The 11,931-nt window shown below is 42.4% G+C and carries 18 protein-coding genes and 2 pseudogenes; 6 read left to right on the top strand and 14 right to left on the bottom strand.

Features of this window, described 5'->3' with window-relative positions; genetic code table 11:
* Window positions 1-446 precede the first annotated feature (446 nt).
* The 4 genes from M9196_RS12220 (at window position 447) to M9196_RS12205 (ending at window position 2,151) form a co-directional block, all read left to right on the top strand.
* Window positions 447-716, top strand: a complete 270-nt coding sequence (locus M9196_RS12220) for a type II toxin-antitoxin system TacA family antitoxin (protein WP_250617816.1) — start codon at window positions 447-449, stop codon at window positions 714-716.
* Window positions 713-1,258: a GNAT family N-acetyltransferase gene (locus M9196_RS12215; protein WP_250617815.1), complete on the top strand. Its 546-nt coding sequence runs from the start codon at window positions 713-715 to the stop codon at window positions 1,256-1,258. The genes M9196_RS12220 and M9196_RS12215 overlap by 4 nt, the downstream gene beginning before the upstream one ends.
* A 372-nt stretch (window positions 1,259-1,630) precedes the next feature.
* On the top strand, window positions 1,631-1,879 hold the full coding sequence (locus M9196_RS12210; RefSeq protein ID WP_250617814.1) for a DUF234 domain-containing protein: 249 nt from the start codon (window positions 1,631-1,633) through the stop codon (window positions 1,877-1,879).
* Window positions 1,880-1,887: 8 nt separating this feature from the next.
* Window positions 1,888-2,151 (top strand): DUF234 domain-containing protein, encoded by a 264-nt coding sequence (locus M9196_RS12205; protein WP_250617813.1) that lies wholly within the window; start codon window positions 1,888-1,890, stop codon window positions 2,149-2,151.
* Here M9196_RS12205 and M9196_RS12200 read toward each other — a convergent pair.
* Window positions 2,084-2,407, bottom strand: a pseudogene (locus tag M9196_RS12200) (hypothetical protein); the annotation flags it as partial. The gene M9196_RS12205 and the pseudogene M9196_RS12200 overlap by 68 nt on opposite strands.
* A gap of 113 nt (window positions 2,408-2,520) precedes the next feature.
* On the opposite strand from M9196_RS12200, the gene abiEi reads away from it, so the two are divergent.
* Both abiEi and M9196_RS12190 read left to right on the top strand, forming a co-directional pair.
* Entirely contained in the window at window positions 2,521-3,045 is a 525-nt protein-coding gene (abiEi, locus tag M9196_RS12195; RefSeq protein WP_250617812.1) for a type IV toxin-antitoxin system AbiEi family antitoxin, read from the top strand.
* A 14-nt stretch (window positions 3,046-3,059) separates the two neighbouring features.
* Complete coding sequence (locus M9196_RS12190; RefSeq protein ID WP_250617811.1) at window positions 3,060-3,950, top strand: nucleotidyl transferase AbiEii/AbiGii toxin family protein; 891 nt, start codon at window positions 3,060-3,062, stop codon at window positions 3,948-3,950.
* A 104-nt stretch (window positions 3,951-4,054) separates the two neighbouring features.
* Here the strand turns inward: M9196_RS12190 and M9196_RS12185 are convergent, their stop codons facing one another.
* From M9196_RS12185 to M9196_RS12125, 13 genes and pseudogenes are all read right to left on the bottom strand, one after another.
* Window positions 4,055-4,345 carry a type II toxin-antitoxin system RelE/ParE family toxin gene (locus tag M9196_RS12185; RefSeq protein WP_250617810.1) on the bottom strand — a complete coding sequence of 97 codons (291 nt, stop codon included), beginning with the start codon at window positions 4,343-4,345 and terminating at the stop codon, window positions 4,055-4,057.
* The gene (locus tag M9196_RS12180; protein WP_250617809.1) at window positions 4,338-4,559 is read right to left on the bottom strand and encodes a ParD-like family protein; all 222 of its coding nucleotides are present in this window, start codon (window positions 4,557-4,559) and stop codon (window positions 4,338-4,340) included. The genes M9196_RS12185 and M9196_RS12180 overlap by 8 nt, the downstream gene beginning before the upstream one ends.
* A 179-nt stretch (window positions 4,560-4,738) precedes the next feature.
* Window positions 4,739-5,008, bottom strand: a complete 270-nt coding sequence (locus tag M9196_RS12175; RefSeq protein WP_250617808.1) for a Txe/YoeB family addiction module toxin — start codon at window positions 5,006-5,008, stop codon at window positions 4,739-4,741.
* Window positions 5,001-5,255 carry a type II toxin-antitoxin system Phd/YefM family antitoxin gene (locus M9196_RS12170; RefSeq protein WP_096994734.1) on the bottom strand — a complete coding sequence of 85 codons (255 nt, stop codon included), beginning with the start codon at window positions 5,253-5,255 and terminating at the stop codon, window positions 5,001-5,003. The genes M9196_RS12175 and M9196_RS12170 overlap by 8 nt, the downstream gene beginning before the upstream one ends.
* A 117-nt stretch (window positions 5,256-5,372) precedes the next feature.
* Window positions 5,373-6,386 (bottom strand): transposase, encoded by a 1,014-nt coding sequence (locus M9196_RS12165; protein WP_250617807.1) that lies wholly within the window; start codon window positions 6,384-6,386, stop codon window positions 5,373-5,375.
* 206 nt (window positions 6,387-6,592) lie between these two features.
* Window positions 6,593-6,835, bottom strand: a complete 243-nt coding sequence (gene brnA / locus M9196_RS12160) for a type II toxin-antitoxin system BrnA family antitoxin (protein WP_017051371.1) — start codon at window positions 6,833-6,835, stop codon at window positions 6,593-6,595.
* The gene (locus M9196_RS12155; protein ID WP_250617806.1) at window positions 6,822-7,088 is read right to left on the bottom strand and encodes a BrnT family toxin; all 267 of its coding nucleotides are present in this window, start codon (window positions 7,086-7,088) and stop codon (window positions 6,822-6,824) included. The genes brnA and M9196_RS12155 overlap by 14 nt, the downstream gene beginning before the upstream one ends.
* 351 nt (window positions 7,089-7,439) lie before the next feature.
* The gene (locus M9196_RS12150; RefSeq protein ID WP_250617805.1) at window positions 7,440-8,450 is read right to left on the bottom strand and encodes a transposase; all 1,011 of its coding nucleotides are present in this window, start codon (window positions 8,448-8,450) and stop codon (window positions 7,440-7,442) included.
* Complete coding sequence (locus tag M9196_RS12145) at window positions 8,447-8,716, bottom strand: DUF2442 domain-containing protein (protein ID WP_250617804.1); 270 nt, start codon at window positions 8,714-8,716, stop codon at window positions 8,447-8,449. The genes M9196_RS12150 and M9196_RS12145 overlap by 4 nt, the downstream gene beginning before the upstream one ends.
* Window positions 8,717-8,725: 9 nt before the next feature.
* Window positions 8,726-8,995 (bottom strand): DUF4160 domain-containing protein, encoded by a 270-nt coding sequence (locus tag M9196_RS12140; protein WP_250617803.1) that lies wholly within the window; start codon window positions 8,993-8,995, stop codon window positions 8,726-8,728.
* A gap of 125 nt (window positions 8,996-9,120) precedes the next feature.
* The gene (locus tag M9196_RS12135; protein ID WP_250617802.1) at window positions 9,121-10,137 is read right to left on the bottom strand and encodes a transposase; all 1,017 of its coding nucleotides are present in this window, start codon (window positions 10,135-10,137) and stop codon (window positions 9,121-9,123) included.
* Window positions 10,138-10,383: 246 nt separating this feature from the next.
* Window positions 10,384-11,553 carry a nucleotide sugar dehydrogenase gene (locus tag M9196_RS12130; protein WP_250617801.1) on the bottom strand — a complete coding sequence of 390 codons (1,170 nt, stop codon included), beginning with the start codon at window positions 11,551-11,553 and terminating at the stop codon, window positions 10,384-10,386.
* A gap of 118 nt (window positions 11,554-11,671) precedes the next feature.
* Window positions 11,672-11,809, bottom strand: a pseudogene (locus M9196_RS12125) (IS5/IS1182 family transposase); the annotation flags it as partial.
* Window positions 11,810-11,931: the final 122 nt, after the last annotated feature.

Here is an 11,931-nt window from a genome sequence, read left to right as displayed (position 1 = left end):
TTCATTACCACTTACTCGCTTTTTAACTCTCAATGACACAAGCACTAGATACCCTGTGTTCTCCTGAAAACTTTACTGTCACATAAGCTAAGGTTAGCCCAACCGTATTAGCCATCAAATCGTAAGCAGACGCCGTTCTTGTTGGTTGCATCCCTTGCAAAAACTCACTTTTTACTCATTTGGCAAATTGTACATTAGCTGAAGATTTTGGGAACGGCTAACGCTGATTAAACGGCTACGAACCAAGGCAGAGTAATTGTCGTTCAATACTCAGCTGATGACTAAATCGCAAAAGTTGTTGGCGAAGTTGAGGGAAATACATATGCCCTGTATTTCCCTCAACTTACACAGAACTATTCCGTAATTCATCCGTACAAATTGTATAAGTTCAATACTTGCACTATAATTGCCATTGTTACGGAATATATCCGTACGTAGGAGGTTCTATGGCAACAGCACGTTTAGATATTCGCCTTGATGAAGAGATCAAGGCAAAAGCAGAAAAAGCATCGGCTTTGCTTGGTCTTAAAAGCCTTACAGAGTATGTCGTTAGGTTAATGGACGAAGATGCAACTCATGTAATTGAAGAACACGAAAGTATCGTTGTTAAAGATAGTGTTTTCGATGAATTTATGACGGCATGTGATAAAGCAAGAGCGCCTAATCAAGCTTTACTTGAAGCAGCAAAATTCACAGATGAGAGTGGCATCAAGTGAGTTGGGGAAAAGAGTTCGTTGAACTTAGTAAATCAAAACATGATCGTAACTCGTTTGATTGTGGTGAGTCAGAGTTAAATACATTTATCAAAACTCAAGCAGCAAAACACATGCAAGTTGGTATTAGCCGAACTATGGTTTTACCAAGCTCTCAATCATTGATTAATCAAAAGTACGCTATTTGTGCTTTTTATAGCGTAGCGCCTAGCTCAATCAGCCGAGAGACGTTACCTTCTAAGCTAGCGAAAAAGTTACCTAGATATCCAATTCCTGTTTTTCTATTAGCTCAGTTGGCTGTTCATAAAGAGTTTCATGGCTCAGGGCTAGGAAAGGTCAGTTTGATTCGCGCTTTAAAGTACCTTTGGGAAGTTAATCACCATATGAAAGCTTATGCTATCGTCGTGGACTGCCTTACCGATCCCGCACAAGCATTTTATACGAAGTTTGGTTTTGAAGTCCTGTGTGAAAATAACGGTCGCATTCGAATGTTCTTACCAATGAAAACAGTAGAACAGCTTTTAGTCAATAGGTTACGCATATAATAAATAAGGCACAAGGTGTTGTGCGGCTGTGTTTAGGCGATAGTCAAATACATGGGTGTTGTCTTTTGGTCTTTCTAACTCTGACCCTTTTTCTTATTAGCGAGATTAGATGACCGTACTAATATTTACAGTAAATAAAGGCATGGCCATGAGATTTTACTACCGTCAATCTGAACTGCAAAATTTACAACGATGGACCGATACTGCCCACAGTCAATACAGTCAGCTTACCATGATGGTAGGTCGCCGACGCGTGGGTAAAACCACCTTGCTAAAGCAGGCATTTGCTGGAAAACACGTCGTATACCTGTTTGTTTCCAGAAAGGCGGAGCCATTGCTTCTGGCAAGATCAGCCGAAGTGATATTGAATCGATGCTTCAATATTCAGTTGGGCCACAACTCAAAAAGCTCGAGGAAGAGTTTGATATTATCGAACGAATTGTACCAATTTTGAGCAAACCTGTAGGTCGTATTGTCAAATACCAAATTAAAGATGCATTTCTTAACTTTTGGTTTCGGTACATCCATAAAAACCAAAGTAGTGTTGAAGTGGGTAACCTACGTTATGTTCAGCAGGTGATCGAGCAGGATTTTGAGCACAATACAGTGGAGTATGGTTAGAGCGACTGATGAAGTCTTTGCTTGCCGAGTCAGGAGAGTATAACCAGCTTGGTACATACTGGGAGAAGGGTAACCAGAATGAGATTGATATTGTGGCGGTGAACGACGCCAACAAGCAGGTGGTGTTTATTGAAGTGAAAAAGAACATCAAGCGCTATAGCCAGACCAAGCTTATCGCCAAGTCACAAAAGCTACTGAGTAAGTTTAAAGGGTATGAGGTGAGTTATCGGGGGATGAGTCTCGAGGATTTGAACCTTTTTGCATCTCGATAGAAGTTTTTTGGGAGCCAAGAAGTTTAAGAAGCCGCAATTGGTGATCTTGAACGCCTGTAATGAAGCTTTGACCATTAAATTCGAGTGTGTCGATGCCTTTGAACTTTAAGAATACCCAGCGTGCGGTCGGTTTTGCTGTTGTCTTGTTTTCCACCATGCTCGGGAAGAACTCTTCGGTATTAGCGAGTTGCTCACGGGTCTTGTGCTCTAAGCTGGCGTAGACGAGAAGGCTAAGCGTCATAATCATCAGCGTCAAATATATATGTCCTGTATTCTTTTTTCTGTATTTTTTCTGATGGATGCCACCGTTTCTTTTACTCACAAAATGGTCTACACTAAGTTACTTATTAAGTAATTTAGTGTAGACCAGTGACTAAGGTAGAAAAACTAATTTCAGCTATGGCTGAATCAAGTAAATTTGGCAAAGGCGTATTCAGTAAGGCTGAACTTGCCTACCTTCTCAATGTCGAACAAACACCCCGTTTTAACAAATTTCTGTACGACTGTGTTAAAAAAGGCACCATTAATCGGATCGCTAATGGTCTTTTTGAAAGCACAATCACCCCTCCAAATCCCCGAACTGCAATATATGAAGTCGCCCGTAAATTAAGGTCTGGTTACCTAAGTTATATAAGTTTAGAGAGTGAATTATCACGTACTGGAGAGATATCTCAAATCATTATGGATCGCCTGACTCTAATGACTCGGGGGCGAAGTGGGACATTTAAAACTCGCTACGGAGTGGTTGAGTTTACACATACTAAGCACAAAGTATCACAGCTTGAAAATGACCTATTCTTCGACGAAGAGGTGAAAATGTATCGAGCTATGCCTCATCGAGCATTAGCCGATTTAAAAAGCTGTAAACGAAACCTACAAATGATAAATCACTAACTGGGCTCTCTACTATGCTAAAACAAAAAATAGACGAAATTCTAAAACGTAACCCTGAGTTAGCACCCGTTATTGAAGTGATCGAAAAAGAGATACTTCATCATGATATTTTGCATGTCATGACAGAACACGGGGCACTACAAAGACTCACCTTCATTGGCGGTACCTCACTACGCCTTTGCTACAACAGTTCTCGGTTATCTGAAGACTTAGACTTTAATGGTGGTCATGATTTTAAGCCATCGATGTTTGATGGGCTTGAGGATGAAATACAGAGCTTTTTGCAAAAGAAATATGAAATACCTGTATACGTCAATAAACCTAGCCCAGACAAGCAAGGGAATACATCATCGTGGAAAATCAGCATCGAGAAAGAACCAAACCGTGCTGATCTGCCCAGACAGAAAATGCACATTGATGTCTGTGCTTTACCCTCTTTCGATTTGACAAATCGAGTGCCTATAAATCACTACGGAATCGACACACCAACAGAAGGTATGCTGATCCGTTGCCAAACAATGGACGAGATTTTAGCTGATAAATTCATTGCTTTAGCATACAGGGCAAGGCGAATTAAGCCCCGTGATGTGTGGGATATTGTGTGGCTAAATCAAAGAGGCATTGAGGTCAATAACCAGTTAATCAACAACAAACTAGAGGCCCGCGACAAAGAGCGTGATGACTTTTTGATTGCGCTGGGCAGGCAAATGAAAAACCTAACTGAAAATGATGCAGTTAAGGCAGACTTCAACAGCGAGATGAGTCGATTTGTACCTAAAACATTGCAAGCAAAAACGCTTGATGTACCTGAGTATTGGGACTATGTGAGAGAAACGATTAGTAGCATGGGTAAGAGAGTTTCACAACCAAGCTCACCAACAAATAAATTTGATATGAGCCTTTAGCTTGTTAAACATCATCTTCCGTCAAAATTTAGAGGTTACAATACTTCATTAAACACTTGGCTTAGCAGGCGCATCCGTTCAACCGCCACACTCTACGGTGTAACTCAATAAAACCTTTTTACATCTCGATAGAAGTTTTCATGGGAGCCAAGAGCCATAAGCTCTAAAGTGACCGTACCATCTTCGTAACTATAACCGAGCAAAGTGAGCTGCTTGACCATTTTAAACTTATGTACACGTAGGAAAGAGAGATCGCCTTTCTTTTGCTCACCCAAGTGCGGATCTTTCATTAGCTCCCTGATAGCATGATCGAGATCTTTTTTTTGATTTTTGTGTAGCTTCTTTACAGCTTTCTTAAAACTAGGCGTTTGGAGTACCGCTGTGATTTTAGTCAAAGCTGTAGGTCTCTGACTTACCAGCTTCTTTTTCTGCTTTCGCAATAATGGCTTGCTTTACAAACTCGTAAGGCAGATCGGGGTTGTCTTCCATCATTTCACCAATCTTCGCCCAATGCTCAATCTGCTTAGGTGTAGTTCGGTTGAGTGCTTTTGCCATAATCGCCGCTTTTTCAAAAAGCTCTTGATCAATGCGAACGCTTGCAGTTGCCATAATATAGCCTCATAAATAGATTCAACTTACCACCATTGTAGTAAGTTGCGACAAGCGTTACAAGTGGGGGGGGGGCATTCATTTACTATCAAGCTTAGCTGACGACTTACATCAGAGACTTGTCAGACAGTAGGTGAAGAGTCCTGCAATTTTTTGATGCTAGTATTAGTGGTACTAATTTAATAGTGGTAACGACACGAAATGATCGTTACCGCGAGATCATCGACTGCGTAAACAAGCCTGTTGGTGTCGTCAATACGGCGAGACCAAAAACCAGATAAGTTCTCTTTTAACGGTTCTGGTTTACCAATACCCTCAAATGGAGAGCGCTTAACATCATTGATGAGTTTATTGATTCGCTTGAGTGTTTTCTTATCTTGAGTTTGCCAATACAGGTAGTCATCCCAAGCATCATCAGTCCACGACAATAAACGTTGACTGCTACTCATCAATTAACTCTCGTGCTGTTGTTTTACCAGCACGGTACTGTTCTATCGAGCGGTTTAGGTGTTCAGCGTTTTTGGGAGAGCGTAGTAAGTGCACTGTCTCCATAAGGCTATTGTAGTAGTCCAAAGACATAACCACTGCATCTTCAGAGTCACGACGTGTAATCACTGTTGTATCAGCATCGTTAACAACACCGTCTAAAACGGCTTTAAGACCATTTCTAGCTTCAGTAAAAGATACGATTCTCATAAGAACCTCCACATGTACATTTAATGGGACAAGTATAGTCTTCACCACTCTACTTGTACAGTAAGTTGACCATGCGGAGTTTTTGGAAAAGAAAGGGTATCCAATATTTACTTTTCTTTAAGATTGACAGATAACTTCCATCGAAGACTTACCTGATACCCAAGAACGGTTGGTGTGCAACGCGTAGCTCTTGAGCTCTGTGGCAGAGCCAACTGCACAGCGAAATTTACCCCCAAAGCTTTCGGATAATGTAAACCATTCATCAGCACTCATATTTAGCCGCGTTAGCAGCATACTGTGCCTCGGTGGAATATAACCACGCTTGCGTTGCCGTACCACTTGGCCTAATTCTTCTACTAACGCTAGATAATCCAGCAAAGAAAATTCAATCCCAAAACAGGGCTGCACTTTTCTCTCATTACCTAAAAAACCAGCCAGGCCTTTTGTGGGTAAAGACGCGAGCTCGCCTTTGCCTTTGTCTTGCTGACACGCCACTGAGTGGATACGCTCATAAATAGAAGTAAACTCCGAAGCTTCAAGTGATTGATCCATGTCAGCCCGAACCGGGTTTAAATCCACGTACGCCATACAGCTAAGCAACGCTTTTTCATCCAGCAAGGCTTGAGACTTAAACCGCCCTTCCCAAAATCGACCTTTGCAGCCCTCTTCTTTATTGGCCTCTCGGGCGACATACTCATTGAGATTACGCATAAACCAAGAGATATCGGTCAATCGTTCACGCCATTCATCAATTAACTCAAGCGTTTTACGCGTTTCAGCTTTGGACTTTAACCCACCATTTAGCCAACGAGTGACTAGCAGCGGCGCTTTGTATAATGTTGTCCAACGCTGAGCCACCTCTTCATCACTCCAAGACCCCGCGGTAGCGGTATCAACATGCAGCACTAGGTGATAGTGATTAGACATAATGGCATACGCACACACATCAATCGCAAACACTTGGCTAAGCAAGCGCATACGCTCCACAATCCAAATACGGCGATGCTCAAAGCTTTGACCTGAATAGGTATCTTCGCCACATAAAAAAGCACGGCGTACACACCGTGAAATACAGTGATAGTACGCCGTGTCTTGAAGGGATACTTGAGTTGAACGCGCTTGAGTCATCATAACCACCAGTGAGCAAACTTTAAACAAATGAAGTAAGCCTAGTTGTGGAATGGAGACTCGTCAAATATATGGTTGTCCTGTATTTTGAATTTTTGTTTCTGTATTTTTTTGTTTTGAAATGACGCCACCGTAACCGTAAAACAAAACCCAACGATGGAATGAAAAATGCCATGTGTTGGGAATCGCTCTTAAATGCTTGTAACCATTCAGTTTGAAGTGTGGTGATGGGCTACATTTTCAAGCCTTTCAGCTAGCCAAACCTTGATGATTGACTGTCGTGTAACACCTACTCGACTTGCTTCACGGTCTAGTGACTCTAGCATCCAGGCAGGAAAATCAACATTGACTCGTTTCTGTTTTTGCATTGGACGTTTAACTTTAGATAAATCTAGATCACCTAAAATATCATCGTCACTTTCAAATTTGGCATCAAACTCATGCGCTTTCATATAAGTTCACCTCCGCTTTGCGTGAACGTCTGACTGAAATGATTCTAAGATTTAACCCACGATATGTAATGACACTAGACCAATGCTTGCCATTAAGCATACCGATAGCTAAATATCTTGGCTCATCGCTTGTATTTGCAGGGATTTCGATAAGATCAGAATCGTTCCACAAACCTTGGGCAGTATAGAAATCAATTCCATGTTTCTCAAAGTTTGGCCTGCTTTTATTTTCATCAAATTCAAATTTAACCACGAGTAAAAACTACACCCTTTTTACTCATTTGGCAAGTTGTACATTAGCTGAAGATTTTGGGAACGGCTAACGCTGATTAGACGGCTACGAACCAAGGCAGAGTAATTGTCGTTCAATACTCAGCTGATGGCTAAATCGCAAAAGTTGTTGGCGAAGTTGAAACAAATACATGGGTGTCCTGTATTTTTATTGAATCTGCCAACTTGGATTTAAGCGTATCCCCTCCATGCCCATAGACGAGGTTAATAAGATTTGCTCATTAGAGCATATGAAATGTGATATCTGCGTAAACGGTTAATAGATTGTAAGCAGCGGTTCTTTTTACAAGTAGACCCATTCTATTGCTTTACTTTAAGAATGACAGGCTACTTCCATCAGGGATTTACCCGATACCCAAGAACGATTTGTATGCAGCGCATAACTCTCGAGTTCTTGAGCTGATCCGACTGCACAGCGAAATTTACCCCCAAAGCTTTCCGAAAGCCTGAGCCATTCTTCGGCATTCATCTCTAACCGTTCAAGAAGTGTGTTTTTACTGGAATGAATATAACCGCGTTTATTCGGCCTCATCACCCGCCCTAACTCTTCGACCAACGCTAAGTAATCCAACAAAGAGAACTCAATGCCAAAGCAGGGCTGTGCTTTTCGCTCATTACCTACAAAGCCCGCTAACCCTTTCGCAGGTAAAGAAGCAACCTCACCTTGACCTTTATCTTGCTGACAAGCAACCGAATGAATACGCTCGTAGATGGAAGTAAATTCCGACTCTTCAAGCGATTGTGCCATATCGGCTCGAACTGGATTCAAATCCACATAAGCCATACAACTTAGCAGCGCTTTTTCATCCAATAAGGCTTGAGATTTAAAACGCCCTTCCCAAAATCGACCGGTACAGCCCTCTTCTTTATTGGCTTCACGGGCAACATGTTCATTAAGGTTGCGCATAAACCAAGAGATGTCTTGCAAACGCTCACGCCATTCATCAATAAGCTCAAGTGTTTTATTGATTTCAGCTTTAGATGTTAACTCACCACCAAGCCAACGACTCACAAGCAAAGGCGCCTTGTATAACGTCGCCCAACGCTGAGCGACCTCTTCATCAGTCCAAAACTCAGCATCAGCCGTATTAACATGCAGCACTAAGTGATAGTGATTGGACATAATGGCATAAGCACATACATCAATCGCGAACACTTGGCTAAGCAACCTCATACGCTCGACCAACCAAACACGGCGATGCTCAAAATTTTGCCCAGAATACTTATCCTCGCCGCATAAAAAAGCACGGCGCACACACCGTGAAATGCAGTGATAGTACGCCGTGTCTTGAAGGGAGACTTGAGTTGAGCGAGCTTGAGTCATCTGTCAGCCTCCTGAGGTTGAGGTATTTCAGTTAAGTTTTGCCCCAACAAATAGAGTGTATCGTAACTAAAATCTTGCTCGTTCGGCCATTCAACCGAACCAAACGCAACCGAAACCCGTTTGAAGTAGCTGACATCTTTGAGCTCTTGAAAGATACCTTTATCAAGATAGGGTGAAACATCAAAGAGCTTCATATCACTATTGTCAAAACTGATAATAAGCTTGTAATCATCCGTTGGTTGCACAGAAACTACGCTAGGATTCATCATTGCCTCCTACTTTAAAGGGTCGATTTTAAACACCGATTCACCATTGATAGCTAGCTCCCAGTCGGCCATTAATTCATCTTTGTGAATTTCAACCCACGCATCGACAAGCTTTTGCTTGTTCGAAGGGATTCCGCCCTCAAGAATACGCCCACTCGGTATTTCAACAATAACAGAATCCCCTTGATAGTGAACGTGTATGTGAGGTGCGCTATGCTGCTGGTTATCAAAGTAATACATTCGAATGATGATGCCATAGAACATTGAAATAGTTGGCATAGCATACCCTTATTGTAAATCGTGACTGATGATTTAAGCGTAGTCAGTGTTTAAGCAAGAGTCAAATACATGGGTGTCCTGTATTTTTCTCTTAATTCAATTTTCTACTGACTTGATTTAAATTGCTAACTAGACATCATTGAACACTTTCCTGCCACCCAGGCTCGGTTGGTATGCAGCGCATAGCTTTCTAGCTCTTTGGTTGTGCCCACGGCACAACGAAACTTTCCTCCGAAGCTTTCAGACAGTGTTAACCATTCCTCAGCACTCATATTTAACCGTCCAAGAATCGTATCACTACATGGAGAAATATAACCACGCTTGTTTGGCCGCACCACTTGGCCCAATTCTTCTACTAGCGCTAAATAATCCAACAAAGAGAACTCAATGCCACCCATTTTAGAAAACACTGAGGGCCGCACTTCTCGCTCATTACCTAAAAAGCCTACTAAGCCTTTCGCAGGTAAACTGGTAACCTCTCCTCGCCCAGCATCACCTTGACACGCTATCGAATGAATGCGCTCATAAATGGAAGTAAATTCAGAGTCTTCAAGGGATTGCGCCATATCAGCCCGAACAGGATTTAAATCCACATAAGCCATGCAGCTTAGCAGCGCTTTTTCATCCAACAACGCCTGAGACTTAAAGCGCCCCTCCCAGAAGCGGCCTTTACACCCTTCTTCTTTATTAGCCTCGCGGGCGACAAACTCGTTAAGGTTACGCATAAACCAAGAGATATCGGTTAAGCGCTCACGCCATTCGCCAATAAGCGCCAGAGTTTTGTTAATTTCAGCTTTGGACTTTAGCTCACAACCAAGCCAGCGGCTTACCAACAACGGCGCTTTGTATAACGTTGTCCATCGCTGCGCGACTTCTTGGTGGCTCCAAGACTCTGCCAAAGCCGTATTCACATGCAGCACTAAATGATAGTGATTGGACATAATGGCATACGCACACACATCAATGGCAAACACCTGACTTAGCAAGCGCATGCGTTCTACCAGCCATAGCCTGCGATGCTCAAAACTTTTTCCTGAGTAAGCATCTTCGCCACACAAAAAAGCACGGCGCACACACCGTGAAATACAGTGATAGTGCGCCGTGTCTTGAAGGGAAACTTGAGTTGAGCGAGCTTGCGTCATCCGAACCACCAAGGTGAACTAAATCTAAACCGATAAAGTAAGCCTAGTTGGGGATTGGGAGGGCGTCAAATATATGGGTGTCCTGTATATTCATTAATCATAAAAGACGTTGTCCATAATTCTAAATAGGTCTTATTCATTGACCTTTGATTCATACAAAAAGAGCAACGGAGTAATACGCCGCTGCTCTTTCATTAATAAGTTAAGTTTTGTACTTTGATTCTACAGCCGCAGTCAATGACCGTGTTACTTATCACCGTTAAACAAATCACGGGTATAAACTTTGCTTTCAACGTCAAGAAGCGCCTTGTCCATTCGGTTAGAGACAATCACGTCAGACCGAGATTTAAACTCAGCAAGATCAGTCAACACCTCTGAATGAAAGAATTCCCTCTCTTTAAGTACGGGTTCGTAGACCACCACTTCAATACCCTTCGCTTTAAGGCGCTTCATAATGCCCTGGATGCTTGACGCTCGGAAGTTATCTGAACCAGACTTCATGATTAGACGATAAATACCGACGGTTTTAGGGTTACGTTTCAGCACGCTATCAGCAATGAAATCTTTACGGGTTGTATTCGCATCCACGATGGCGCGAATAAGGTTATTCGGCACTTCTTGGTAATTGGCAAGCAATTGCTTGGTGTCCTTAGGTAGGCAGTAGCCACCATAACCAAACGATGGATTATTGTAATGACCACCAATACGAGGATCTAAACCGACGCCTTCTATAATTTGACGGCTATCTAAGCCGTGTGACTCTGCATAGGTATCCAACTCATTAAAGTATGCAACACGCATAGCAAGATAGGTGTTTGAAAACAGCTTAATGGCTTCGGCTTCTGTTGAATCCGTAAACAATACGTCGATATTTTCTTTCTCTGCGCCTTGCACCAACAGGTTAGCAAACACTTCTGCTCGTTCACTGCGCTCACCGACAATAATACGAGATGGGTGAAGGTTATCGAAAAGCGCCGTACCTTCACGCAAAAACTCTGGAGAGAAAATGATGTTCTGCGTATCAAACTTTTCACGTACTGATTGAGTAAAGCCGACGGGCACTGTCGATTTGATAATCATCGTCGCAGCTGGGTTCAACTCAAGTACATCAGCAATCACTGACTCTACGGACTTGGTGTTGAAATAGTTCGTTTCAGGATCGTAATCCGTTGGTGTTGCGATGATCACATAATCCGCATTATCGTATGCCTGTGCTTTATCGAGCGTGGCAGTAAAATTTAGCGTTTTTTCTTCTAAAAATGCTTCTATTTCTGCATCCACAATCGGGGACTGTTTATTGTTGAGCATCTCAACTTTTTCTGCGATCACATCCAGCGCCACCACTTCACAGTGCTGAGCAAGAAGCATCGCATTAGACAGGCCTACGTAGCCTGTGCCTGCAATGGTAATTTTCATTAATGAATTATCCAAACTGTTAAGGAATATAATTTGAAAAGAGAATTTCTCTTAAAAATTGAGAGCTCAATACGCCTCGAATCCTTTGTACTTGGGCATGTACATGAATTTCCCCTGCCCTGCCACGCTTACCTTGTTTGTTTTGCTTCCAATCGGTTATCGTTTCCTCATCAATCCAGAAGATCAGAGAGCCACGGTTGATTAGCGCTTTGTGGAACTATTTCCAGTTGGTTGTTTTGTAGCGAGGATTAGGCATGAGGCTACAACGATTAAAGGGTGTAGCCAGATCAGATCGTAGTTTCTTCATTTAGTTCCATTGATTTAAACAACAAAACTACACCAAGTCGAAAAATGGTAACTGTCACATCAGGTCTGAAT

Origin of the sequence: Vibrio methylphosphonaticus (assembly GCF_023634655.1) — a bacterium.
GTDB classification, from domain to species: Bacteria; Pseudomonadota; Gammaproteobacteria; order Enterobacterales; family Vibrionaceae; genus Vibrio; species Vibrio methylphosphonaticus.
The sequence above is the reverse complement of the archived record's forward strand: the minus strand, read 5'-3'. Positions and strand labels throughout refer to the sequence as shown.

What these genes read in the sequence shown, in the direction of transcription:
- M9196_RS12220 (WP_250617816.1), top strand. Translation starts at nt 447, where the DNA reads ATGGCAACAGCACGTTTAGATATTCGCCTTGATGAAGAGATCAAGGCA.
- M9196_RS12210 (WP_250617814.1), top strand. Translation starts at nt 1,631, where the DNA reads ATGCTTCAATATTCAGTTGGGCCACAACTCAAAAAGCTCGAGGAAGAG.
- M9196_RS12205 (WP_250617813.1), top strand. Translation starts at nt 1,888, where the DNA reads ATGAAGTCTTTGCTTGCCGAGTCAGGAGAGTATAACCAGCTTGGTACA.
- M9196_RS12190 (WP_250617811.1), top strand. Translation starts at nt 3,060, where the DNA reads ATGCTAAAACAAAAAATAGACGAAATTCTAAAACGTAACCCTGAGTTA.
- M9196_RS12180 (WP_250617809.1), bottom strand. Translation starts at nt 4,559, where the DNA reads ATGGCAACTGCAAGCGTTCGCATTGATCAAGAGCTTTTTGAAAAAGCG.
- M9196_RS12175 (WP_250617808.1), bottom strand. Translation starts at nt 5,008, where the DNA reads ATGAGTAGCAGTCAACGTTTATTGTCGTGGACTGATGATGCTTGGGAT.
- M9196_RS12170 (WP_096994734.1), bottom strand. Translation starts at nt 5,255, where the DNA reads ATGAGAATCGTATCTTTTACTGAAGCTAGAAATGGTCTTAAAGCCGTT.
- M9196_RS12165 (WP_250617807.1), bottom strand. Translation starts at nt 6,386, where the DNA reads ATGATGACTCAAGCGCGTTCAACTCAAGTATCCCTTCAAGACACGGCG.
- brnA (WP_017051371.1), bottom strand. Translation starts at nt 6,835, where the DNA reads ATGAAAGCGCATGAGTTTGATGCCAAATTTGAAAGTGACGATGATATT.
- M9196_RS12150 (WP_250617805.1), bottom strand. Translation starts at nt 8,450, where the DNA reads ATGACTCAAGCTCGCTCAACTCAAGTCTCCCTTCAAGACACGGCGTAC.
- M9196_RS12145 (WP_250617804.1), bottom strand. Translation starts at nt 8,716, where the DNA reads ATGAATCCTAGCGTAGTTTCTGTGCAACCAACGGATGATTACAAGCTT.
- M9196_RS12140 (WP_250617803.1), bottom strand. Translation starts at nt 8,995, where the DNA reads ATGCCAACTATTTCAATGTTCTATGGCATCATCATTCGAATGTATTAC.
- M9196_RS12135 (WP_250617802.1), bottom strand. Translation starts at nt 10,137, where the DNA reads ATGACGCAAGCTCGCTCAACTCAAGTTTCCCTTCAAGACACGGCGCAC.
- M9196_RS12130 (WP_250617801.1), bottom strand. Translation starts at nt 11,553, where the DNA reads ATGAAAATTACCATTGCAGGCACAGGCTACGTAGGCCTGTCTAATGCG.